Raw genomic sequence first — 20,162 nt, 5'->3', positions numbered from 1 at the left:
GAGACCACATTGACATGAACGTTGAATTAATCACTCAAGTAGCAATGGATGAAGGATTAAGATTCGCTATCAGAGAAGGTGGAAGAACTGTAGGTTCAGGAGTTGTTACTAGCATAATCGAGTAATAATTTCTATAAGATAATATAAATTAAAATAAAACTGTGATCACATTCAGAGAGCAAGGGGACGCCCTTGCTCTCTTTTTATTATGTAAAGAAAAATATAATAAAAAAATACTCAATATGAAGTAATAAATGAAGTATCTAGTTATAGTTGATATCTTTAATATTTAATAAATTAATATTTAATAAATTAATATAACGAAAACTAATATAGTAACAATTAGCAAGGAATATACTTAAATTTCCTTGTAAATGATTAATATATTGTAATTAGTTAAGAATTATAATAAGGAAAAATGTTCGCCAAAAATTACAAGAAAAAATGTGTTGATAAAATGTAAAAACAAATATAAAATATATTTACGAAAGAGATCATATTTTAAAGATAGCACTTAAATATACTTTAAAATTTATCAAAAAAGGCCAAAAAACTCTTGAAAAGGCTATGTAAACATAGTATAATAAAGAAGTTGTATAGCAAACAGCGATGAGTCAGGAGGTTGCCGGACTTCCGGGTTAATTCTTGATGAGTATGTTAGGATCTAGAATCCAACGACAGGGGTTTTGTAAAGCCATGTGATTAAGTATGAAACACGTGGAACAGTTTATAGAACATCCGCTGTTGTGCGTTAGAAGTAAAGCGTACATGAAAAGGAGGGAAACCAAGATGTCAAAACAAAAAATAAGAATCAGATTAAAGGCTTTTGATCACAATATATTAGATCAATCAGCTGAAAAAATTGTTGAAACAGCAAAATCAACAGGAGCTAAGGTTGCAGGTCCAGTACCACTACCAACTGAAAAAGATGTTGTTACTATATTAAGAGCTGTTCACAAATACAAAGATTCAAGAGAGCAATTCGAAATCAGAACACACAAGAGATTAATCGATATAGTTAATCCATCACCAAAGACTGTTGATGAATTAATGAGATTAAACTTACCAGCAGGTGTGGATATCGAAATAAAGCTATAGTTAATACTTATTAAATAAACAGTTTGAACGGTTATGATTGTTAAACAATCCGCTAATACGTTTAGGAGGTGTAAATACATGAAAAAAGCTATATTAGGAAAGAAAATAGGAATGACTCAAATTTTCGATGCAAACGGAAAAGTAGTTCCTGTAACAGTAGTAGAAGCTGGCCCATGTGTTGTTGTTCAAAAGAAAACTATCGAAAAAGATGGTTATGAAGCAATACAAGTAGGTTTTGGAGATGTTAGAGAAAAGTTAGTTAACAAGCCAAAGAAGGGACACTATGCTAAAGCAGGAGTTTCATTAAAGAGAAAATTAAAAGAGTTCAGATTAGAAGATTGTTCAGCTTATGAAGTTGGTCAAGAAATAAAGGCTGATTTATTTGAAGCTGGAGATAAAATTGATGTATCTGGAGTTTCTAAAGGTAAGGGATTCCAAGGTGTTATCAAGAGATGGAATGCTAACAGAGGACCAATGAGTCACGGTTCTAAGTTCCACAGAGCAGTAGGTTCAATGGGTGCTTCATCAGATCCATCAAGAACTTTCAAGAACAAGAATATGCCAGGACATATGGGAGCTGTTAACACAACAGTATTAAACTTAGAAGTAGTTAAGGTTATAGCTGAAAAGAACTTAATACTAATCAAGGGTGGTATCCCAGGACCTAACAAAGGTACAGTAGTAATAAGAAACGCAGTTAAAGCTTAATTTCTGTAGAAAGGAGGAAACAGGATGCCTACAGTAGGATTATTTAATCAAGAAGGAAAACAAGTTGGAGATATCCAATTAAATGATAATGTGTTCGGAGTTGAAGTTAACACTGATGCTATGCATCAAGTTGTTGTTGCTTTATTAGCAAACAAGAGACAAGGAACTCAATCAGCTAAGACAAGAGCTGAGGTTAGAGGAGGCGGAATCAAGCCTTGGAGACAAAAGGGAACTGGTAGAGCAAGACAAGGTTCTATTAGAGCTCCACAATGGATCAAAGGTGGTATAGTATTCGCACCAAAACCAAGAGACTATAGAATGTCAGTACCAAAGAGCATGAGAAGAGTAGCTATGAAATCTGCATTAACTAGCAAGGTTCAAGACGGACAAATGGTAGTGTTAGAAACATTAGCATTCGAAGCTCCAAAGACTAAGAAAATGGTTGAAGTTTTAAAAGCATTTGATGCAAAGAAAACTTTAATAGTAACTGGAGAATCAAATGAAGTACTTTACAAATCAGCTAGAAATATTGCTGATGTACAAATCATGCCAGTTAACAACATCAATGTTTATGATTTATTAAAGTTTGAGAAATTAATCATAACTAAGGATGCTGTATCAAAAATCGAGGAGGTGTACGCATAATGACAAGCTATGATATAATAAGAAAGCCTGTTATCACTGAAAAGAGTATGACTGCTATGGCAGACAAAAAGTACACTTTCATAGTTCAAATTAATGCAAACAAGGTTCAAATCAAGAAAGCTGTAGAAGAAATCTTCGGCGTTAAGGTTGAAAAAGTTCAAACAATAAGAACTATGGGAAAAACAAAGAGAATGGGCGTACATGTAGGAAAGAGAGCAGACTTCAAGAAGGCTGTTATCACTTTAACAGCAGACAGCAAGAATATAGAATTCTTTGAAGGAATGCAATAACGCAAATAAAGCGTATTATTGGTACATAAGTACCAGAGAAGCTTAAAGTAAGGAGGGAATTTACATGGCAGTTAAAAAGTTTAGACCAACTACCCCATCAAGAAGAGAAATGACAATGGCTACTTTTGAAGAAATTACAACAAGTACACCTGAAAAATCACTTCTTGTTTCTTTAAACAAAACTGGTGGTAGAAATGCTCAAGGTAAAATAACTGTTAGACACCACGGTGGTGGAGCTAAGAGAAAATATAGAATAATAGATTTCAAGAGAAATAAGGATGGTGTTCCTGCAAAGGTTGCAACAATAGAATACGATCCAAACAGAACAGCATACATTGCATTAGTTGTATATGCTGATGGTGAAAAGAGATATATAATTGCTCCAGTTGGATTAAAAGTTGGAGATGTTATAGTTTCAGGACCAGACGCTGATATTAAAGCAGGTAATGCTCTTCCATTAAAGAACATACCAGTAGGTACTTTCGTTCACAACGTTGAGTTACAAGTTGGTAAGGGTGCTCAAATGGTAAGATCAGCTGGTACTACAGCACAATTAATGGCTAAAGAAGGAAACTATGCAACATTAAGATTACCTTCAGGCGAAATGAGATATGTAAGAATCGAATGTAGAGCTACAATCGGAACTGTATCAAATACTACTAACGATATAATCAATATCGGTAAAGCAGGTAGAAAGAGACACATGGGATGGAGACCTACAGTTAGAGGTTCTGTAATGAACCCTAATGATCACCCTCACGGTGGTGGTGAAGGTAGATCACCAATCGGTAGACCAAGTCCAGTTACTCCATGGGGTAAACCAGCACTTGGATACAAGACAAGAAAGAATAAGAAGTATTCTGACAGATTCATAATAAAGAGAAGAAACGATAAGTAGTATGAAGAGAATCTAAATTTCTCTTCATGGCTTGTCAGCCTATAGATTATGAAGGGAGGCAAATTATAGTGAGTAGATCAACAAAAAAGGGGCCTTTTGTACATGAAGGACTTTTAAAGAAAATTGAAGAAATGAATGCTAGTGGAGATAAGAAGGTTGTTAAAACTTGGTCAAGAAGTTCAACAATATTCCCACAAATGATTGGTCATACAATTGCTGTTCACGATGGAAGAAAGCATGTTCCAGTTTTCGTTAGCGAAGACATGGTTGGACACAAGCTTGGTGAGTTCGCATTAACAAGAACTTACAGAGGACACGATTATGACGAAAAAGCAGCAAGAAAAAGAAAGTAATCCCGGAAAGGAGGAACATAAATGGAAGCTAGAGCTATAGCTAAATATGTTAGAATGTCTCCAACAAAAGTAGGAGTAGTTCTTGATTTAATAAGAGGAAAAAATATTCAAGAGGCTTTCGCTATTTTACAATATACTCCAAAAGATGCAGCTGTTGTTATAAATAAAGTTTTAAAATCAGCTGTTGCTAATGCAGAAAATAATCATGAAATGGACGTAGAAAGATTATATGTAGCAGAAGCATTCGTTGGTGCAGGTCCAACATTAAAGAGATTTAGACCAATGGATCACGGAAAAGCATTTAGAATTAACAAGAGAACAAGTAATATAACACTTGTAGTTAAAGAAAGAGCTTAGAAAGAAGGAGGGAAATCAAGTGGGTCAAAAAGTACATCCTCACGGACTTAGAGTAGGAGTTATCAAAGATTGGGATGCTAAGTGGTATGCTTCAAAGAAGAACTTTGCAGACAATCTAATAGAAGATAACAAGATCAGAGAATTCGTAAAGAAAGAACTTTTCTCAGCTGGTATTTCAAAGATTGAAATTGAAAGAGCTGCTAAGAGAGTTAAGTTAAATATATATACTGCTAAACCAGGTGTTATAATCGGAAAAGGTGGAGCAGGAATAGAAGCTTTAAAAGCTAAATTAGCTAAAGTAACTGATAACAAAAACTTATTAATAAATATAGTTGAAGTTAAAAATGCTGAAGCAGATGCTCAATTAATGGCAGAAAATATAGCTGCACAATTAGAAAAAAGAGTATCATTTAGAAGAGCTATGAAACAAAGCATCCAAAGAGCTATGAAACTTGGAGCTAAAGGTGTTAAGACAGCTTGCTCAGGTAGATTAGGTGGAGCTGAAATAGCTAGAACTGAACAATATCATGAAGGAACAATTCCACTACAAACTTTAAGAGCAGATATCGATTATGGATTTGCTGAAGCTGATACAACTTATGGAAAGATCGGTGTGAAAGTTTGGGTTTATAATGGAGAAGTTCTTCCAACTAAAAAAGTTGAAAAGAAGGAAGAAGTTAACGCATAAGAAAGGAGGAATTAGTCATGTTAATGCCTAAGAGAGTTAAGCATCGTAAGGTACAACGTGGTAGAATGAAAGGAAAAGCTACAAGAGGTAATTTCCTTGCATACGGAGATTTTGGTATTCAAGCTACAACTTGTGGTTGGATAACTAGTAATCAAATAGAATCTGCCAGAATTGCTATAAACAGATATATCAGAAGAGGAGGAAAACTTTGGATAAAGATTTTCCCAGATAAGCCAGTAACTGAGAAACCAGCTGAAACAAGAATGGGTTCAGGTAAAGGTTCACCAGAATATTGGGTAGCAGTAGTTAAACCTGGTAGAGTTTTATTCGAACTATCAGGAGTTAATGAAGAAGTTGCAAGAGAAGCTATGAGACTTGCATCACACAAGCTTCCTGTAAAGTGTAAATTCGTTACAAGAAGAGATTTTGAGGAAATGGGTGGTGAAGAATAATGAAGGCTAGAGAATTAAAAGAATTAAGAGCAAATAATCCTCAAGATTTAAAGGTTAAATTAAATGACCTTAAGGCTGAGTTATTCAACTTAAGATTCCAATTAGCTACAGGTCAATTAGAAAATCCTATGAGAATAAGAGAAGTAAAAAAATCTATAGCCCAAATCAAAACCATCATAAGAGAAGAAGAGATCAGGGCTTTCGAGCAGTAAATCTGAAAGGAGGTAACTCTTAATGGAAAGAGGATTAAGAAAGAAAAAAATAGGTAGAGTTGTTTCAGATAAAATGGATAAGACAATAGTTGTTGCTGTTGAAACTAAGGTTAGACACCCATTATATGGTAAGACAGTTAATAGAACAACTAAGTTTAAAGCTCATGATGAAAACAATGAAGCTAAAATGAATGATAGAGTTTTAATTATGGAAACTAGACCATTATCTAAAGATAAGAGATGGAGACTTGTTGAAATAGTTGAAAAAGCTAAATAGGCTTTAAGACTGAAAGGAGGGTAATTCAATGATACAACAACAAACCTTACTAAAGGTAGCAGATAACTCAGGTGCAAAGGAAATAATGTGCATAAGAGTTTTAGGCGGATCAAAGAGAAAGTTCGGTAACATTGGAGATGTAATAGTTGCTAGCGTTAAAAGTGCAACACCAGGCGGAGTTGTTAAAAAAGGAGACGTTGTAAAAGCTGTTATAGTTAGATCAGTTAGAGGATTAAGAAGAGCTGATGGTTCATACATTAAGTTTGATGAAAATGCAGCTGTTATTATAAAGGATGATAAGCAACCAAGAGGAACTCGTATCTTCGGACCAGTTGCTAGGGAGCTAAGAGATAACGAATTTAACAAGATTTTATCATTAGCACCTGAAGTTCTATAATAGAGGAGGTGTCTCATTTGAAGGTACATGTTAGAAAGAACGACACAGTTGTAGTTGTTTCAGGTAAAGATAAAGGAAAAACTGGTGAAGTTTTAAAAGTATATCCTAAAACAGGCAAAGTTATTGTTCAAGGAGTTAATATAGTTAAAAAGCACCAAAAGCCAACTAGAGCTAATGCTCAAGGCGGAATAATTGAAAGAGAAGGAGCTATATACAGCTCAAAAGTTATGTTATACTGCACAAAATGCAAAAATGCTACAAGAATTAGCAACAAAATCTTAGAGGACGGTACTAAGGTTAGAGCTTGTAAGAAGTGTGGAGAAACATTCTAGAATCTGAAAGGAGGTACTAATTATGACAACAAGACTTCAAGAGAAGTATCAAAAAGAAGTAATTCCAGCTATGATTGAAAAGTTCGGATATAAAAATATAATGGAAGTTCCAAAGCTTGAAAAAATAGTTATCAACATGGGAGTTGGAGAAGCTAAGGACAATCAAAAAATATTAGAAGCTGCAGTTAATGATTTAAGCATAATTGCAGGTCAAAAGCCAATCTTAACTAGAGCAAAGAAATCAGTTGCTAACTTCAAGATAAGAGAAAACATGGCTTTAGGATGTAAGGTTACATTAAGAAAGGCAAAGATGTATGAATTTGCTGATAAATTAATGGCTATTGCTCTTCCAAGAGTTAGAGATTTCAGAGGAGTTTCAAGCAAAGCTTTTGATGGTAGAGGAAACTACTCACTAGGAGTAAAAGAGCAATTAATATTCCCAGAAATTGAATACGATAAAATCGATAAGGTTAGAGGAATGGATATTATCTTCGTAACAACAGCTAACACTGACGAAGAAGCAAGAGAATTATTAAGATTCCTTGGTATGCCATTTGCTCAATAATAAGGAGGGAAAACCGTGGCACGTAAGGCTATTATTGAAAAGTGGAAAAAAGAACCTAAATATAAAACAAGAGCTTATACAAGATGCAGAATATGTGGAAGACCACATTCAGTATTAAAGAAGTTCGGTATTTGCCGTATATGTTTTAGAGAACTTGCTTATAAGGGTCAAATCCCTGGTTGTAAGAAAGCAAGTTGGTAAGAAACTGATGTAGTGAAAGGAGGCACATTAAATGGTTATGACAGATCCTATCGCAGATTTGCTAACACGTATTAGAAATGCAAATGCTGTAAGACATGAAGTAGTAGAAGTTCCTTCATCAAATATGAAGAAGGCTGTTGCAAATATATTATTACAAGAGGGATATATTAAAGAATTAGAGGAATATAACGATGGTGTTGTTCCAATGTTAAGAATATCTCTTAAATATGGCGCAGATAAAGAAAGAGTTATAACTGGTATAAAGAGAATATCTAAACCAGGACTAAGAGTTTACTGCAAGAAAGATGAAATTCCAAAGGTACTAAGCGGACTAGGAATTGCTATAATATCAACTTCATCAGGTTTATTAGTTGATAGAGAAGCAAGAAAAGCTGGATTAGGCGGAGAAGTAGTTTGCTACGTTTGGTAATTTCCAAAGTAGAAAGTAACTAGATTAACATATATCAGAACAAGTAAAACAGGAGGTGCGATTATGTCAAGAGTAGGTAGATTACCTATAGCTATACCTGCAGGCGTAACTGTAGCTGTTTCAGCAGATAACGTTGTTTCAGTTAAGGGTCCAAAGGGCGAACTTGTTAAAGCTATGAATAAAGACATGAATATAGCAGTTGAAAACAACCAAGTTGTTGTAACTAGACCTAGCGATCAAAAAGAGCACAGAGCTCTTCATGGTTTAACTAGAGCGTTAATCAATAACATGATAATCGGAGTTGAAAAAGGATTTGAAAAGAGCTTAGAACTAATTGGTGTTGGTTACAGAGCTCAATTACAAGGTAAAAAGCTTGTAATGAACTTAGGATATTCACATCCAGTTGAAATAGAACCAATCGAAGGTGTAACTTTCGAAACTCCAGCTGCAACTAAAGTTGTTGTTAAGGGTATCGATAAGGAAAAGGTTGGAGCAGCTGCGGCTGATATAAGATCATGGAGAAAACCTGAACCATATAAGGGTAAAGGAATTAAATATGATAACGAAGTAATCAGACGTAAAGAAGGTAAAACTGGTAAGAAATAATAGAAAGGAGTGAAATCTTTATGTTCAAAAAGGTAGACAGAAAAGCTAGTAGAGAAAGACGTCACCTAAGAGTACGTAAGAAAATTTCTGGTACTCCTGAAAGACCAAGACTTTCAGTATATAGAAGTGAAAAAAACATATATGCTCAAATTATAGATGATGTAAATTCAGTAACTTTAGTTTCAGCTTCAAGCTTAGATAAAGCATTCGATGCAAAATCAGGTGGCAACAAAGAAGCAGCTAAAATGGTTGGTGAATTAGTAGCTAAGAAAGCTTTAGAAAAGGGAATTTCAGAAGTTGTATTCGATAGAGGTGGATACGTATATCACGGAAGAGTTCAAACTTTAGCTGAAGCTGCAAGAGAAGCAGGCTTAAAATTCTAATAAACAAGGAGGGAAATACATGAGAATCGATCCTAGCACACTAGACCTTAAGGAAAAGGTTGTTAACATAAACAGAGTAACTAAGGTTGTTAAGGGTGGTAGAAACTTCAGATTCAGCGCTTTAGTAGTTGTAGGTGACGAAAACGGACACGTAGGCGTTGGAATGGGTAAGTCAATAGAAATCCCAGAAGCAATTAAAAAAGGAATAGAAGACGCTAAGAAACATTTAGTAAGTGTTGCAATAGTTGGAACAACTGTTCCTCATCAAATATATGGAAAATTCGGAACTGGTAAGGTTCTTATAATGCCAGCTAAAGAAGGTACAGGAGTTATCGCTGGAGGTCCAGCAAGATCTGTATTAGAATTAGCAGGATTAAAGGATGTTAGAGCTAAGTCATTAGGTTCAAACAATCCTAAAAACATGGTGAATGCTACAATTAACGGTTTAGCAAGCTTAAGAACAGCTGAAGATATAGCTAAATTAAGAGGCAAAACTGTAGAAGAAATTTTAGGTTAGGAGGGAAAAGCAATGGCAAAAATTAAAGTTACTCTAGTAAAGAGTTTAATTGGAAGAAAGAAAGACCATATTGCTACTGCACATGCCCTTGGACTTAAAAAGATCGGTAAGACAGTAGAACATGAAGAAACTCCTCAAATCAGAGGAATGATCAACAAAGTTGACTATCTACTAAAAGTAGAAGAAGTTTAATAAGAGGAGGTGCATTGAGTAATGAAACTTCATGAATTAAAACCAGCAGCAGGAAGTAAGAAAGCTCCAAAGAGAGTTGGTAGAGGTACTGGTTCAGGTTTAGGTAGAAATGCCGGAAAAGGTGAAAAAGGCCAAAATGCTAGATCAGGCGGTGGCGTAAGACCAGGATTTGAAGGCGGTCAAATGCCATTATACAGAAGACTTCCTAAGAGAGGATTCACAAATATATTTGCTAAGCAATATGTTAGCATTAATGTTGACAGATTAAATATATTTGAAAATGGAACAGAAATAACACCAGAAGTTTTACTTGAAAGAAGAGTTATCAACAAAGTAAAAGATGGAGTTAAGATTTTAGGAAACGGAACATTAGAGAAGAGCCTAACTGTTAAAGGATGTAAGTTCTCAAAATCAGCGGCTGAAAAGATAGAAGCAGCTGGAGGAAAAGTTGAGGTGATTTAGTATGCTATCAACCCTACGTAATGCCTGGAAGGTTCCCGAATTAAGAAAGAGATTTATATGGACTATATTTTTAGTTGCAATTTTCAGGATAGGAACGCATATTCCTGTTCCTGGAATTAGCACAAATGTTTTAAAAGATTTAGCTAGCAGTGGAACTATATTTGGTTTTTATGATTTGTTATCTGGTGGAGCGTTTAGACAATTTAGTATATTTGCTTTAAGTGTAACACCATATATTAATGCCTCAATAATAGTTCAATTATTGACTATAGCAATACCATCTTTAGAGCAACTTTCTAAAGAGGGTGAAGAAGGCAGAAAGAAGATACAAAAGATAACAAGAATATTATCAATAGTTATAGGATTTGTTCTTGCTTTTGGAACATATAGCATGGTTGCAGCAAAAGGTGCAGCAGTTGGAATGCAATGGACTGGAATGGTTGTTGTATTAGTAGCATTAGTTGCAGGATCAACATTCTGTATGTGGTTAGGTGATCAAATCACAGCTAAAGGTTTTGGAAATGGTATATCCATATTAATATTCGTGAATATAGTATCTCAGTTACCTATAACTTTAATGTCATTATTTACATTAAAGGATCAAGGGAAAATTGATATAATTGAAATTTTACTATTTGTAGTTTTTGCAATTGCATTATTAGGAGTAGTAATATTCTTCTCATTAGCAGAAAGAAGAATTCCAGTCCAATATGCTGGTAAAGCTGTTGGAAATAAAGTTATGAGAGGGCAAAGCACTCACATACCTTTAAGTATAATTGGATCAGCTGTTATAGCAATAATCTTTGCTATGTCAGTTATGATGTTCCCTAAAACAATTGCAGAATTTTTCCCGAATACAACTTGGGTACAAAGTGTGGTTACAAGTAAGTATAGTATTTTTAATGAAAAAACATGGATGTATCCAGTAGCTTATTCATTATTAACTATTTTCTTCACTTGGTTCTATACACAAATTACATTTAAGCCTGATGAAATGGCAGAAAATCTGCATAAGTCAGCAGGATTTGTACCAGGAATTAGACCGGGAGATGCAACTGAAAAGTATTTTGAAAAAGTACTTACTAAAGTATCATTAGTTGGAGGAGTATTCGCTGCTTTACTAGCAATACTACCAATATTAATTTCAAATACGCAATTACAAGGAATTCAATTTGGTGGTACATCATTATTAATTATGGTTGGAGTTGGACTTGATTTTTCAAGACAATTAGACTCACAATTAGTAATGAGACATTATCAAGGATTCTTAAAATAGATTAATAATGGAGATGATGCCCGTGAAGATAGTATTATTAGGTCCTCCTGGAGCAGGAAAGGGAACACAGGCAAAATCAATTAGTAATAGATACTCAATACCACATATTTCTACTGGGGATATTTTTAGAAAGAATATTTCTGAAAACACTCTATTAGGGGTAGAAGCTAAGAAGCACATCGATAAAGGACAGTTAGTACCAGATGAAGTTACTATTAATATGGTAAAAGATAGACTGCAACAAGATGACTGTAAAAATGGTTACTTATTAGATGGTTTCCCAAGAACAGTCAATCAAGCAGAAGCACTTCAAGAATTTCTTTTAGAAAGAAATGAAAATCTTGATACTGCTTTACTAATTGAAGTACCTACTGGATTTATATTAGAAAGAATGACAGGTAGAAGAGTTTGTCCATCATGTGGAGCTAGCTATCATATAAAATTTAATCCACCAGCTATTGTAGGAAAATGCGATGTTTGTGGAAGTGATATAATCCAAAGAAAAGATGATACAGAAGAAACTGTATCTGAAAGACTTGATGTGTATGAGAGACAGACACAACCACTGATTGATTTTTATAAAGAAAGAAACTTACTTTCAATTGTAGATGGAACAAAAGCTATTAATGAAGTATTCGAAGGTATCTGTAATATCTTAGGGAGTGTTGAATAATGATAATCATTAAAAACAACAAAGAGATTGATCTAATGAGATCAGCAGGTAAAATAGTAGCAGAAACACTACTACTAGTTGAAGAAAAAGTAAGACCAGGAATAACTACTGCTGAAATAGACAGGATAGCAGAAGAATTTATAACTAAGCATGGAGCAAAGCCTTCATTTAAAGGGCTGTATGGATTTCCAGCTTCACTATGTATATCTGTTAACGAGCAAGTAGTTCATGGGATCCCAGGAGGTTATGTATTAAAAGATGGAGATATAGTTAGTGTAGACTGTGGTGCTTATCTTAATGGCTTTCACGGAGATGCTGCAAGAACATTTGCAGTAGGAAATGTTAGTGAAGAAGCTAATAAGTTAATTAAAGTAACTGAACAAAGTTTCTTTAAAGGCATAGAATATGCTAAGGTTGGCAACAGACTTACTGATATATCACATGGAATACAAAGCTACATAGAAGCTTCAGGTTTCGCTGTAGTAAGAGATTTCGTAGGACACGGTATAGGTAGAGTTGTACACGAAGATCCAGATGTACCTAACTTTGGTAAACCCGGTAGAGGTCCAAAGTTGGTTCAAGGAATGGCTTTAGCCATTGAACCTATGGTTAATTCAGGAAGCTATAAAGTAAAAACATTAAATGATGACTGGACTGTAGTAACTAGTGATGGAAGTCTATCTGCACACTACGAAAATACTATTGTAATTTTACCAGATGGACCCGAAATATTAACACTGATTAAATAAGTGTTGCTTAGTTATAAATTCGCATGATACCAAAAGGTGGCTTGTAGATTTATGGCTAAGGTAATCATCGAGGTGAAAAGTTTGCAAAACAATGACTTAATTGGGAAAATGGTTCTTTCAAAAACAGGAAGAGATAAAAATCATTTATATGTGATAATAGGTCATTTAAGTGATAATTATGTAATTCTTAGTAATGGGAGCACTAAAACAGTTCAGATGCCTAAAAAAAAGAATTTAAAACATATAAATGTTTTAGAGGATGTAGATGATGAGATTAAAGCATCTATCATATCAAAAGATAGAGGTACTGATTTAAAAATAAAAAGATTTCTAAAACTTAAAGGCATTGTTAAGGAGGGTTGATTACCTTATGTCAAAAGATGATGTAATAGAAATGCAAGGTACAGTACTAGAAGCACTACCAAATGCTATGTTCCAAGTTGAACTAGAGAGTGGTCACAAGATTCTAGCACATATATCAGGAAAATTAAGAATGAACTTCATAAGAATTCTACCAGGAGATAAGGTTACAATAGAACTTTCTCCATACGATTTAACAAGAGGTAGAATTACATGGAGAGCTAAATAAAGGTAGCAAAAGACTACCACGAAGTATTACAAGGAGGGTTAGCGATGAAAGTAAGACCATCAGTTAAGCCTATTTGCGAAAAGTGCAAGATTATAAGAAGAAAAGGAAAAGTAATGGTTATCTGTGAAAATCCTAAGCACAAGCAAAAACAAGGCTAATACAATCAAAGTATAGGCAAAAAAGTATTATTTTACTATGTAAAATTTATTGACTTTTCACTTAAAGTCAAATATGATTATATAGGCATTTAATTAAGCGGATAAATTTTAGGTGCGGCTGACAGTAGAGATATGCTCTACTGACCTAGGATTTTATATATAAAATACACACATATAATTAAAGTTGTATGCATTTCAATATCAGGAGGTGTAAGTTTTAATGGCAAGAATTTCAGGCGTAGACCTACCAAGAGAAAAAAGAGTTGAAATAGGTCTAACATATATATACGGTATAGGACTTTCTACTTCACATAAGATTTTAGCAGAAACAGGAGTTAATCCTGACACAAGAGTTAAGGATCTTACAGAAGAAGAAGTAACAAAAATTAGAGAATACGTAAAGACTTTAACAATTGAAGGTGACTTAAGAAGAGAAGTTGCTTTAAACATTAAAAGATTAGTAGAAATTGGATGTTACAGAGGAATAAGACATAGAAAAGGTCTTCCAGTTAGAGGTCAAAAGACTAAGACTAACGCAAGAACTAGAAAAGGTCCAAAGAAAACTATCGCAAATAAGAAGAAGTAGTGAGGAGGGAATTCGATGGCTCAAAAAGTTAAAAAGACTAGAAGAAGAAAAGAAAGAAAGAACGTTGAGCATGGTGCTGCACACATCAAATCAACTTTCAATAACTCAATAGTTACTTTAACTGATGCGGCAGGAAATGCTCTATCATGGTCAAGCGCAGGAGCTTTAGGCTTCAGAGGATCAAGAAAGAGTACTCCATTCGCAGCTCAAATGGCAGCAGAAACAGCAGCTAAAGCAGCTATGGAACACGGATTAAAGAGTATAGAAGTATATGTAAAGGGACCAGGAGCTGGAAGAGAAGCAGCTATAAGATCTTTACAAGCGGCAGGATTAGAAGTAACTTTAATTAAAGACGTTACTCCAATCCCACACAACGGATGTAGACCACCAAAGAGAAGAAGAGTCTAGTATTCATATAGGAGGTGTAATTAATGGCAAGATATACTGGAGCTACATGTAGATTATGTAGAAGAGAAGGTATGAAATTATTCCTTAAAGGGGATAGATGTTATACAGATAAATGTGCTTTTGTTAGAAGAAGTTATGCACCAGGACAACATGGAGCAGCTAAGAAAAAACTATCTAACTATGGCGTACAATTAAGAGAAAAGCAAAAAGCTAGAAGAATATACGGAGTATTAGAAAGCCAATTCAGAGCTTACTATGAAAAGGCTGATCATATGAAGGGTATCACTGGTGAAAACTTACTTAAGTTATTAGAAATGAGATTAGATAACGTTGTTTACAGACTAGGTTATGGTGCTTCAAGAGCTGAAGCTAGACAATTAGTTAATCATGGACATTTCTTAGTAAATGGTAAGAAAGTTGACATTCCTTCATACAAGGTTTCTGTTAACGATGAAATATTAGTAACAGAAAAGAGCAGAGGAACTGAAAAATTCAAGACATTTATTGAAAATCCAAAGACATTACCAAAGTGGTTAGAAGCAAATGTTGAAAATTATTCAGGTAAAATAGTTGCTGAGCCATCAAGAGAAGATATTGACGTTCCAGTTAATGAAACTCTTATCGTTGAGTTATACAGCAAGTAATAGTTTAGTATTTGTATTGTTAAGATTTTTCTTACAATACAAATATATAAGCAGTTGCCCTCAGAATAATGTTGCCATTTAAAATATAAGGAGGGTTTGTGCATGTTAGAAATCGAAAAGCCAATAATAGAATGTATAGAAGCAAATGAAAATGGTACTTATGGTAAATATGTAGTTGAACCATTGGAAAGAGGATATGGTATAACTCTTGGAAATGCTTTAAGAAGAATACTTTTATCATCACTTCCAGGTGCAGCTCCAACTTCAGTAAAGATAGATGGAGTACTACATGAATTTTCAACTGTACAAGGTGTTAAAGAAGATGTTACAGAAATAATATTAAACATTAAATCTTTAGCATTAATTATGAATGGTGAAGGTCCAAAGACAATATATATAGATGCTCAAGGACCAGGAGTAGTTACAGGTGCAGATATTAAAACTGATGGAGATGTTGAAGTTGTAAGCAAGGATCTTCATATTGCTACATTAGATGATAATGCAAAGTTATATATGGAGATTACAGTTAATAGAGGAAGAGGATATGTTACTCAAAATAAAAATAAGAGTGAAGACCTTCCATTATCAGCTATAGCTGTTGACTCAATTTATACACCAGTAAAAAGAGTTAATTTTACTGTTGAAAATACAAGAGTTGGTCAAATTACTGACTACGATAAATTAACTTTAGAAATCTGGACTAATGGAACTATAAAGATTGATGAAGCTATAAGCTTATCAGCAAAAATACTTATAGAACATTTCAAATTATTTATGTCATTAGGAGATAGTACTAATGATGTAGAGATTATGATAGAAAAAGAAGAAGATAAAAAAGAGAAAGTACTAGAAATGACTGTAGAAGAGCTAGATTTATCAGTTAGATCATATAACTGTTTAAAGAGAGCTGGAATAAATACAGTTCAAGAACTTGCTGGAAAATCAATGGATGATATGATGAAGGTAAGAAATCTAGGAAAGAAATCTTTAGAGGAAGTCGAAAGAAAGCTTAAGGAATTAGGCTTAGGATTAAGACTAAACGATGAGTAAGGAGGTAAATCCACATGGCAGGTTATCGTAAATTAGGTCGTCCTACTGACCAAAGAAGAGCTATGCTAAGAAGCCTTGTTACAAGCTTTTTAAAGCATGGTAAAATAGAAACAACTGAAACAAGAGCAAAAGAAACAAGAAAATTAGCTGAAAAGATGATCACTTTAGCAAAAAGAGGTGACCTTCACGCTAGAAGACAAGTTTTAGCTTTTGTAAATGAAGAAGAAGTAGTTCAAAACCTATTTGACAATGTTGCTCCAAAGTACGCAGAAAGAAATGGTGGATACACTAGAATGTACAAAAAAGGTCCAAGAAGAGGGGACGGAGCAGAAGTTGTTATACTTGAATTAGTATAATATACAGGGGATTAAGTTAATAACTTAGTCCCCATTTTTACATATTCAAATTTAAATATTATATAAGATCTTATAAATTTATTATAAAGTAATTGTAATTAAGCAAATGTATATTATAATATTCTTATGTTAAATGTATATACACTAATAAGTTTTTATATAATATTTAAGATATAAGTTAAGCGATAAGTTAAGCGATAAAAGGAGGGCTATATATGAAAGAAACAATGATTAAATGTAATGATGTATCTTTTAAATATAGAGCACATGAGGGAGAAGAGGAAAGATACGCTGTAAATGGTGTTAGTTTTGAAGTTGAAAAGGGTGAATTCTTAGTAGTTTTAGGTCATAATGGATCAGGGAAATCTACTATAGCTAAGCATATGAATGCGTTACTTATGCCTTCTGAAGGCAATGTAATTGTAGATAGTTTAGATACATCGGATCCTAATAATTTATGGAAAATAAGAGCAAAGGCTGGAATGGTTTTTCAAAATCCCGATAACCAGTTAGTAGCAACTATAGTTGAAGAAGATGTTGCTTTTGGGCCAGAAAATCTAGGTGTTCCTCCAGAAGAAATAAGAAAAAGAGTAGATGAAAGTTTAAAAAAAGTTGGAATGTATGAATATAGAAGACATGCACCTCATTTGCTTTCAGGTGGACAAAAGCAAAGAATTGCGATAGCTGGAATTTTAGCTATGAAGCCAGAATGCATAATTTTTGATGAGCCTACTGCAATGTTAGATCCTTCAGGAAGAAGAGAAGTATTAAATAATATTAAAGAAATAAACGAGAAATATGGGATTACTATAGTTCTTATAACTCATTATATGGATGAAGCAGCACAGGCAGATAGGGTACTTGTTATGGATGATGGAAAGATAATTTTGGAGGGAAAACCAAGAGAAGTGTTTTCTAATGTAAAGCAAATGAAGGACATCGGTTTAGATGTTCCTCAAGTTACTGAACTTTGTTATGAATTAAAGAATAACGGTATAAATATAGATACAAATATTTTAAATGTAGATGAAATGGTGGATGCGTTATGTCAATTAAAATAGAGAACTTAGTACATGTATATATGCCAAAGTCACCTTTTGAAAAAGTGGCTTTAAATAATGTTAATATAGAGATAAATGAAGGTGAATTTGTTGCACTTATTGGTCATACGGGATCGGGCAAATCAACGTTAATTCAACATATGAATGGATTGCTTAAGCCCACATCAGGAAGAATAATAGTTGATGGGGAAGACATTACAAAGGAAGGTGTAAGGCTTACTGATATTAGAAAAAAGGTAGGGTTAGTATTCCAATATCCAGAATATCAATTATTTGAAGAAACTATAGAAAAAGATATAGAATTTGGGCCAAGAAATCTAGGTTTATCCGATGAAGAGATAACAAAAAGAGTAAAAAGGTCTATGGAAATGGTGGGGCTTGATTATGATACTTATAGAAATAAGTCTCCATTTGATTTAAGTGGAGGGCAGAAGAGAAGAGTAGCGATAGCAGGTGTAATTGCTATGGAACCTAAAGTCCTTATATTAGATGAGCCAACAGCAGGTTTAGATCCAAAAGGTAGAGATGATATTCTAAATCAAATAAAGATATTACATGATGAATATAAAATGACTATAATATTAGTTAGCCATAGCATGGAGGATGTAGGTAAGCTTGCTGAAAGAATAATAGTTATGAGTAAGGGAGCGGTAGCTTTAGAAGGAGCACCGGCTAAAGTATTTAAGGAAGTTGAAACATTAGAAAATATAGGTCTTGCAGTTCCACAAGTAACTTACCTTATGCGAGAATTAAAAAGAAGAGGATTTAATGTTTCAGATGAAGTTTATACTATAGAGCAAGGAAAAGAAGAGCTATTAAGAATATTAAAGGAAGTTAAGAGCTAGGGGGAGCAAAAATGATAAAAGATATAACTATAGGTCAATACATACCAGGTGAAACTTTTGTTCATAAGTTAGATCCTAGAACAAAGATACTATTATCAATATTATTTATTATATCCTTATTTGTCGTAGATAAGTTTATTGGATATATATTAATTGTTGGGTTTTTAGCATTAACAGTATATATTGCTAAATTGCCACCTAGATATTTATATAAGGGATTAAAGCCTGTATTTTTTCTTATAATATTTACTGCGGTTTTAAATATTTTTATGATTAAGGGAACAGCAGATACACTAATATTTGAGCTAGGATTTTTGAAAGTATATGAAGAAGGATTAAGAACAGCTGCATTTATGGCATTAAGACTTATCTTCTTAATAATGGGTACATCTGTACTGACATTAACAACATCACCAATCGAACTAACAGATGGTATAGAAAGACTATTAAGGCCAATTGGTAAAGAAATAGCTCATGAACTTGCAATGATGATGACGATAGCATTAAGATTTATACCAACATTAATGGATGAAACAGATAAAATAATGATGGCACAAAAAGCAAGAGGAGCGGATTTTGAAACTGGCGGAATAATTCAAAAGGCAAAAAGTCTGATACCATTATTAGTACCACTATTTATTAGTTCATTTAGAAGAGCTGATGAACTTGCAATGGCAATGGAAGCTAGAGCTTATAGAGGTGGCAATGGAAGAACAAGAATGAAACAGCTGAAATTTACAAATAGAGATGCTATAGCATTTGCTGTATTTTCTATTTTATTTGTAGGAAGTTTACTGGTTAGATTTGCTATTTAAGTAATATGTGCAAAGGTGATTAAAAATATGAGAAATATTAAACTAACTTTAGAATATGATGGAACAAATTATTTAGGATGGCAAAAGCAAAAGATAGGAGCAACAATTCAAGAAACATTAGAAGAGGCTATTAGCCTCTTAACTAATGAAGCGGTTGAGGTTATCGGAAGTTCAAGAACAGATGCTGGAGTTCACGCAAGAGGATTTGTAGCTAATTTTAAAACCAATAGTAAAATACCATCAGAAAAATTTAGAGAAGCTATTAATTATAGATTACCTAATGATATAGTAATTTTAAAATCTGAGGAAGTAGAAGAAGATTTTCATTCAAGATATAGTGCAAAAGGGAAGACTTATTCTTATTCTATATTAAATAGAGATGTTAATTCTGCAATAGGAAAAGATTATGTGTATCATGTAAAGCGTAAATTAGATATAGGAGATATGAAAGAATCATGTAAATACTTTATAGGAACTAAAGATTTTATGGCATTTAAGAGTAGTGGAAGTTCGGTAAAGACAACTGTAAGAACAATATCAGATTTACATATAGATGTACAAAATGACGTAATAAAAATTTATGTTACTGGTGATGGCTTTTTATATAATATGGTAAGAATAATAGTTGGAACATTAATAATGGTGGGATCTAATAAAATTGATCCAATAGAAGTGCAAAATATAATACACAGTAAAGATAGAAAAAAAGCCGGAATATGTGTCCCAGCAACTGGCTTAGTATTAGAAAAAGTTTATTATTAGAATATAACAATGATTTTAAATAATTAGTTTAAATAATTAATTAAAATAATTACTTAAAATAGTTGACACGCCCGTAAGCGTGTATTATAATAATGTATGTTTGTTTGTTAGAATAATTTATGTATAT

Annotated in this window: 37 protein-coding genes; all 37 read left to right on the top strand. The window is 33.5% G+C overall.

Features of this window, described 5'->3' with window-relative positions:
• Positions 1-125 (top strand): EF-Tu C-terminal domain-related protein (locus NSA50_RS14220; RefSeq protein WP_458339759.1); only part of this gene is annotated, 125 nt, incomplete at its 5' end.
• A gap of 664 nt (positions 126-789) precedes the next feature.
• Positions 790-1,098, top strand: coding sequence for a 30S ribosomal protein S10 (gene rpsJ, locus NSA50_RS14215; protein WP_257446012.1), 309 nt, complete (start codon positions 790-792; stop codon positions 1,096-1,098).
• Positions 1,099-1,176: 78 nt separating this feature from the next.
• Positions 1,177-1,806, top strand: coding sequence for a 50S ribosomal protein L3 (gene rplC, locus NSA50_RS14210; protein ID WP_195264680.1), 630 nt, complete (start codon positions 1,177-1,179; stop codon positions 1,804-1,806).
• A 24-nt stretch (positions 1,807-1,830) separates the two neighbouring features.
• Positions 1,831-2,451 carry a 50S ribosomal protein L4 gene (gene rplD / locus NSA50_RS14205; RefSeq protein WP_195264682.1) on the top strand — a complete coding sequence of 207 codons (621 nt, stop codon included), beginning with the start codon at positions 1,831-1,833 and terminating at the stop codon, positions 2,449-2,451.
• Positions 2,451-2,741 carry a 50S ribosomal protein L23 gene (rplW, locus tag NSA50_RS14200; protein ID WP_008681192.1) on the top strand — a complete coding sequence of 97 codons (291 nt, stop codon included), beginning with the start codon at positions 2,451-2,453 and terminating at the stop codon, positions 2,739-2,741. Before rplD ends, rplW begins: the two co-directional genes overlap by 1 nt.
• A 64-nt stretch (positions 2,742-2,805) precedes the next feature.
• Positions 2,806-3,639, top strand: a complete 834-nt coding sequence (gene rplB / locus NSA50_RS14195) for a 50S ribosomal protein L2 (RefSeq protein ID WP_195264684.1) — start codon at positions 2,806-2,808, stop codon at positions 3,637-3,639.
• A gap of 68 nt (positions 3,640-3,707) precedes the next feature.
• Positions 3,708-3,992 (top strand): 30S ribosomal protein S19, encoded by a 285-nt coding sequence (rpsS, locus tag NSA50_RS14190; RefSeq protein WP_136006846.1) that lies wholly within the window; start codon positions 3,708-3,710, stop codon positions 3,990-3,992.
• 21 nt (positions 3,993-4,013) lie between these two features.
• Positions 4,014-4,349 (top strand): 50S ribosomal protein L22, encoded by a 336-nt coding sequence (rplV, locus tag NSA50_RS14185; RefSeq protein ID WP_008681188.1) that lies wholly within the window; start codon positions 4,014-4,016, stop codon positions 4,347-4,349.
• 19 nt (positions 4,350-4,368) lie between these two features.
• A complete protein-coding gene (gene rpsC / locus NSA50_RS14180; RefSeq protein WP_195264686.1) occupies positions 4,369-5,037 on the top strand; it encodes a 30S ribosomal protein S3 in 669 nt (222 codons plus the stop codon).
• A 17-nt stretch (positions 5,038-5,054) separates the two neighbouring features.
• Positions 5,055-5,489 (top strand): 50S ribosomal protein L16, encoded by a 435-nt coding sequence (gene rplP / locus NSA50_RS14175; protein WP_008681186.1) that lies wholly within the window; start codon positions 5,055-5,057, stop codon positions 5,487-5,489.
• Positions 5,489-5,701 (top strand): 50S ribosomal protein L29, encoded by a 213-nt coding sequence (gene rpmC, locus NSA50_RS14170; protein WP_008681185.1) that lies wholly within the window; start codon positions 5,489-5,491, stop codon positions 5,699-5,701. Before rplP ends, rpmC begins: the two co-directional genes overlap by 1 nt.
• A 22-nt stretch (positions 5,702-5,723) precedes the next feature.
• Positions 5,724-5,978 carry a 30S ribosomal protein S17 gene (gene rpsQ / locus NSA50_RS14165; RefSeq protein ID WP_008681184.1) on the top strand — a complete coding sequence of 85 codons (255 nt, stop codon included), beginning with the start codon at positions 5,724-5,726 and terminating at the stop codon, positions 5,976-5,978.
• A gap of 28 nt (positions 5,979-6,006) precedes the next feature.
• A complete protein-coding gene (rplN, locus tag NSA50_RS14160) occupies positions 6,007-6,375 on the top strand; it encodes a 50S ribosomal protein L14 (protein ID WP_008681183.1) in 369 nt (122 codons plus the stop codon).
• Positions 6,376-6,392: 17 nt separating this feature from the next.
• On the top strand, positions 6,393-6,707 hold the full coding sequence (gene rplX, locus NSA50_RS14155; RefSeq protein WP_195264688.1) for a 50S ribosomal protein L24: 315 nt from the start codon (positions 6,393-6,395) through the stop codon (positions 6,705-6,707).
• A gap of 22 nt (positions 6,708-6,729) precedes the next feature.
• Positions 6,730-7,272: a 50S ribosomal protein L5 gene (gene rplE, locus NSA50_RS14150; RefSeq protein WP_008681180.1), complete on the top strand. Its 543-nt coding sequence runs from the start codon at positions 6,730-6,732 to the stop codon at positions 7,270-7,272.
• A 15-nt stretch (positions 7,273-7,287) separates the two neighbouring features.
• On the top strand, positions 7,288-7,473 hold the full coding sequence (locus tag NSA50_RS14145; protein ID WP_008681179.1) for a type Z 30S ribosomal protein S14: 186 nt from the start codon (positions 7,288-7,290) through the stop codon (positions 7,471-7,473).
• Between the two features lie 31 nt (positions 7,474-7,504).
• Positions 7,505-7,903, top strand: a complete 399-nt coding sequence (gene rpsH / locus NSA50_RS14140; protein ID WP_016205888.1) for a 30S ribosomal protein S8 — start codon at positions 7,505-7,507, stop codon at positions 7,901-7,903.
• A gap of 63 nt (positions 7,904-7,966) precedes the next feature.
• Positions 7,967-8,509 (top strand): 50S ribosomal protein L6, encoded by a 543-nt coding sequence (gene rplF, locus NSA50_RS14135; protein ID WP_008681175.1) that lies wholly within the window; start codon positions 7,967-7,969, stop codon positions 8,507-8,509.
• A 20-nt stretch (positions 8,510-8,529) separates the two neighbouring features.
• Positions 8,530-8,892: a 50S ribosomal protein L18 gene (rplR, locus tag NSA50_RS14130; protein WP_195264690.1), complete on the top strand. Its 363-nt coding sequence runs from the start codon at positions 8,530-8,532 to the stop codon at positions 8,890-8,892.
• Between the two features lie 19 nt (positions 8,893-8,911).
• Complete coding sequence (rpsE, locus tag NSA50_RS14125; protein WP_008681172.1) at positions 8,912-9,409, top strand: 30S ribosomal protein S5; 498 nt, start codon at positions 8,912-8,914, stop codon at positions 9,407-9,409.
• Between the two features lie 12 nt (positions 9,410-9,421).
• Positions 9,422-9,601: a 50S ribosomal protein L30 gene (gene rpmD, locus NSA50_RS14120; RefSeq protein WP_008681171.1), complete on the top strand. Its 180-nt coding sequence runs from the start codon at positions 9,422-9,424 to the stop codon at positions 9,599-9,601.
• Between the two features lie 21 nt (positions 9,602-9,622).
• Positions 9,623-10,063, top strand: a complete 441-nt coding sequence (gene rplO, locus NSA50_RS14115; protein ID WP_008681170.1) for a 50S ribosomal protein L15 — start codon at positions 9,623-9,625, stop codon at positions 10,061-10,063.
• A 1-nt stretch (position 10,064) separates the two neighbouring features.
• The gene (secY, locus tag NSA50_RS14110; protein WP_257446000.1) at positions 10,065-11,339 is read left to right on the top strand and encodes a preprotein translocase subunit SecY; all 1,275 of its coding nucleotides are present in this window, start codon (positions 10,065-10,067) and stop codon (positions 11,337-11,339) included.
• Positions 11,340-11,361: 22 nt separating this feature from the next.
• Entirely contained in the window at positions 11,362-12,012 is a 651-nt protein-coding gene (locus NSA50_RS14105; RefSeq protein ID WP_257445999.1) for an adenylate kinase, read from the top strand.
• Positions 12,012-12,761 (top strand): type I methionyl aminopeptidase, encoded by a 750-nt coding sequence (map, locus tag NSA50_RS14100; protein ID WP_195264706.1) that lies wholly within the window; start codon positions 12,012-12,014, stop codon positions 12,759-12,761. The genes NSA50_RS14105 and map overlap by 1 nt, the downstream gene beginning before the upstream one ends.
• A 51-nt stretch (positions 12,762-12,812) precedes the next feature.
• Entirely contained in the window at positions 12,813-13,124 is a 312-nt protein-coding gene (locus tag NSA50_RS14095; RefSeq protein ID WP_195264707.1) for a KOW domain-containing RNA-binding protein, read from the top strand.
• A 7-nt stretch (positions 13,125-13,131) separates the two neighbouring features.
• Positions 13,132-13,350, top strand: coding sequence for a translation initiation factor IF-1 (gene infA / locus NSA50_RS14090; RefSeq protein ID WP_066889870.1), 219 nt, complete (start codon positions 13,132-13,134; stop codon positions 13,348-13,350).
• A 44-nt stretch (positions 13,351-13,394) separates the two neighbouring features.
• Positions 13,395-13,508: a 50S ribosomal protein L36 gene (rpmJ, locus tag NSA50_RS14085; RefSeq protein WP_016205879.1), complete on the top strand. Its 114-nt coding sequence runs from the start codon at positions 13,395-13,397 to the stop codon at positions 13,506-13,508.
• Positions 13,509-13,728: 220 nt separating this feature from the next.
• The gene (gene rpsM / locus NSA50_RS14080; RefSeq protein ID WP_016205878.1) at positions 13,729-14,094 is read left to right on the top strand and encodes a 30S ribosomal protein S13; all 366 of its coding nucleotides are present in this window, start codon (positions 13,729-13,731) and stop codon (positions 14,092-14,094) included.
• Positions 14,095-14,109: 15 nt separating this feature from the next.
• Positions 14,110-14,502: a 30S ribosomal protein S11 gene (rpsK, locus tag NSA50_RS14075; protein ID WP_008681161.1), complete on the top strand. Its 393-nt coding sequence runs from the start codon at positions 14,110-14,112 to the stop codon at positions 14,500-14,502.
• 23 nt (positions 14,503-14,525) lie between these two features.
• The gene (rpsD, locus tag NSA50_RS14070) at positions 14,526-15,146 is read left to right on the top strand and encodes a 30S ribosomal protein S4 (protein WP_195264718.1); all 621 of its coding nucleotides are present in this window, start codon (positions 14,526-14,528) and stop codon (positions 15,144-15,146) included.
• 102 nt (positions 15,147-15,248) lie between these two features.
• Positions 15,249-16,196 (top strand): DNA-directed RNA polymerase subunit alpha, encoded by a 948-nt coding sequence (locus tag NSA50_RS14065; RefSeq protein WP_097033900.1) that lies wholly within the window; start codon positions 15,249-15,251, stop codon positions 16,194-16,196.
• Positions 16,197-16,210: 14 nt separating this feature from the next.
• On the top strand, positions 16,211-16,552 hold the full coding sequence (rplQ, locus tag NSA50_RS14060) for a 50S ribosomal protein L17 (RefSeq protein ID WP_008681157.1): 342 nt from the start codon (positions 16,211-16,213) through the stop codon (positions 16,550-16,552).
• Positions 16,553-16,767: 215 nt separating this feature from the next.
• Positions 16,768-17,613: an energy-coupling factor transporter ATPase gene (locus NSA50_RS14055; RefSeq protein ID WP_257445957.1), complete on the top strand. Its 846-nt coding sequence runs from the start codon at positions 16,768-16,770 to the stop codon at positions 17,611-17,613.
• Positions 17,598-18,458, top strand: a complete 861-nt coding sequence (locus NSA50_RS14050; protein ID WP_257445954.1) for an energy-coupling factor transporter ATPase — start codon at positions 17,598-17,600, stop codon at positions 18,456-18,458. The genes NSA50_RS14055 and NSA50_RS14050 overlap by 16 nt, the downstream gene beginning before the upstream one ends.
• A gap of 11 nt (positions 18,459-18,469) precedes the next feature.
• A complete protein-coding gene (locus NSA50_RS14045; protein WP_195264722.1) occupies positions 18,470-19,273 on the top strand; it encodes an energy-coupling factor transporter transmembrane component T family protein in 804 nt (267 codons plus the stop codon).
• A gap of 27 nt (positions 19,274-19,300) precedes the next feature.
• Positions 19,301-20,035 carry a tRNA pseudouridine(38-40) synthase TruA gene (truA, locus tag NSA50_RS14040; RefSeq protein ID WP_195264724.1) on the top strand — a complete coding sequence of 245 codons (735 nt, stop codon included), beginning with the start codon at positions 19,301-19,303 and terminating at the stop codon, positions 20,033-20,035.
• The last annotated feature ends 127 nt before the right edge of the window (positions 20,036-20,162 follow it).

The organism is Clostridium mucosae, assembly GCF_024622765.1.
Taxonomy (GTDB): Bacteria; Bacillota; Clostridia; order Clostridiales; family Clostridiaceae; genus Clostridium.
The sequence above is the reverse complement of the archived record's forward strand: the minus strand, read 5'-3'. Positions and strand labels throughout refer to the sequence as shown.

Excerpts from the sequence above, each read along its gene's own strand:
- rpsJ (WP_257446012.1), top strand. The coding sequence starts at position 790 with ATGTCAAAACAAAAAATAAGAATCAGATTAAAGGCTTTTGATCACAAT.
- rplC (WP_195264680.1), top strand. The coding sequence starts at position 1,177 with ATGAAAAAAGCTATATTAGGAAAGAAAATAGGAATGACTCAAATTTTC.
- rplD (WP_195264682.1), top strand. The coding sequence starts at position 1,831 with ATGCCTACAGTAGGATTATTTAATCAAGAAGGAAAACAAGTTGGAGAT.
- rplW (WP_008681192.1), top strand. The coding sequence starts at position 2,451 with ATGACAAGCTATGATATAATAAGAAAGCCTGTTATCACTGAAAAGAGT.
- rplB (WP_195264684.1), top strand. The coding sequence starts at position 2,806 with ATGGCAGTTAAAAAGTTTAGACCAACTACCCCATCAAGAAGAGAAATG.
- rplV (WP_008681188.1), top strand. The coding sequence starts at position 4,014 with ATGGAAGCTAGAGCTATAGCTAAATATGTTAGAATGTCTCCAACAAAA.
- rplP (WP_008681186.1), top strand. The coding sequence starts at position 5,055 with ATGTTAATGCCTAAGAGAGTTAAGCATCGTAAGGTACAACGTGGTAGA.
- rpmC (WP_008681185.1), top strand. The coding sequence starts at position 5,489 with ATGAAGGCTAGAGAATTAAAAGAATTAAGAGCAAATAATCCTCAAGAT.
- rpsQ (WP_008681184.1), top strand. The coding sequence starts at position 5,724 with ATGGAAAGAGGATTAAGAAAGAAAAAAATAGGTAGAGTTGTTTCAGAT.
- rplN (WP_008681183.1), top strand. The coding sequence starts at position 6,007 with ATGATACAACAACAAACCTTACTAAAGGTAGCAGATAACTCAGGTGCA.
- rplE (WP_008681180.1), top strand. The coding sequence starts at position 6,730 with ATGACAACAAGACTTCAAGAGAAGTATCAAAAAGAAGTAATTCCAGCT.
- rpsH (WP_016205888.1), top strand. The coding sequence starts at position 7,505 with ATGGTTATGACAGATCCTATCGCAGATTTGCTAACACGTATTAGAAAT.
- rplF (WP_008681175.1), top strand. The coding sequence starts at position 7,967 with ATGTCAAGAGTAGGTAGATTACCTATAGCTATACCTGCAGGCGTAACT.
- rplR (WP_195264690.1), top strand. The coding sequence starts at position 8,530 with ATGTTCAAAAAGGTAGACAGAAAAGCTAGTAGAGAAAGACGTCACCTA.
- rpsE (WP_008681172.1), top strand. The coding sequence starts at position 8,912 with ATGAGAATCGATCCTAGCACACTAGACCTTAAGGAAAAGGTTGTTAAC.
- rpmD (WP_008681171.1), top strand. The coding sequence starts at position 9,422 with ATGGCAAAAATTAAAGTTACTCTAGTAAAGAGTTTAATTGGAAGAAAG.
- rplO (WP_008681170.1), top strand. The coding sequence starts at position 9,623 with ATGAAACTTCATGAATTAAAACCAGCAGCAGGAAGTAAGAAAGCTCCA.
- secY (WP_257446000.1), top strand. The coding sequence starts at position 10,065 with ATGCTATCAACCCTACGTAATGCCTGGAAGGTTCCCGAATTAAGAAAG.
- map (WP_195264706.1), top strand. The coding sequence starts at position 12,012 with ATGATAATCATTAAAAACAACAAAGAGATTGATCTAATGAGATCAGCA.
- NSA50_RS14095 (WP_195264707.1), top strand. The coding sequence starts at position 12,813 with ATGGCTAAGGTAATCATCGAGGTGAAAAGTTTGCAAAACAATGACTTA.
- infA (WP_066889870.1), top strand. The coding sequence starts at position 13,132 with ATGTCAAAAGATGATGTAATAGAAATGCAAGGTACAGTACTAGAAGCA.
- rpmJ (WP_016205879.1), top strand. The coding sequence starts at position 13,395 with ATGAAAGTAAGACCATCAGTTAAGCCTATTTGCGAAAAGTGCAAGATT.
- rpsM (WP_016205878.1), top strand. The coding sequence starts at position 13,729 with ATGGCAAGAATTTCAGGCGTAGACCTACCAAGAGAAAAAAGAGTTGAA.
- rpsK (WP_008681161.1), top strand. The coding sequence starts at position 14,110 with ATGGCTCAAAAAGTTAAAAAGACTAGAAGAAGAAAAGAAAGAAAGAAC.
- rpsD (WP_195264718.1), top strand. The coding sequence starts at position 14,526 with ATGGCAAGATATACTGGAGCTACATGTAGATTATGTAGAAGAGAAGGT.
- NSA50_RS14065 (WP_097033900.1), top strand. The coding sequence starts at position 15,249 with ATGTTAGAAATCGAAAAGCCAATAATAGAATGTATAGAAGCAAATGAA.
- rplQ (WP_008681157.1), top strand. The coding sequence starts at position 16,211 with ATGGCAGGTTATCGTAAATTAGGTCGTCCTACTGACCAAAGAAGAGCT.
- NSA50_RS14055 (WP_257445957.1), top strand. The coding sequence starts at position 16,768 with ATGAAAGAAACAATGATTAAATGTAATGATGTATCTTTTAAATATAGA.
- NSA50_RS14050 (WP_257445954.1), top strand. The coding sequence starts at position 17,598 with ATGTCAATTAAAATAGAGAACTTAGTACATGTATATATGCCAAAGTCA.
- NSA50_RS14045 (WP_195264722.1), top strand. The coding sequence starts at position 18,470 with ATGATAAAAGATATAACTATAGGTCAATACATACCAGGTGAAACTTTT.
- truA (WP_195264724.1), top strand. The coding sequence starts at position 19,301 with ATGAGAAATATTAAACTAACTTTAGAATATGATGGAACAAATTATTTA.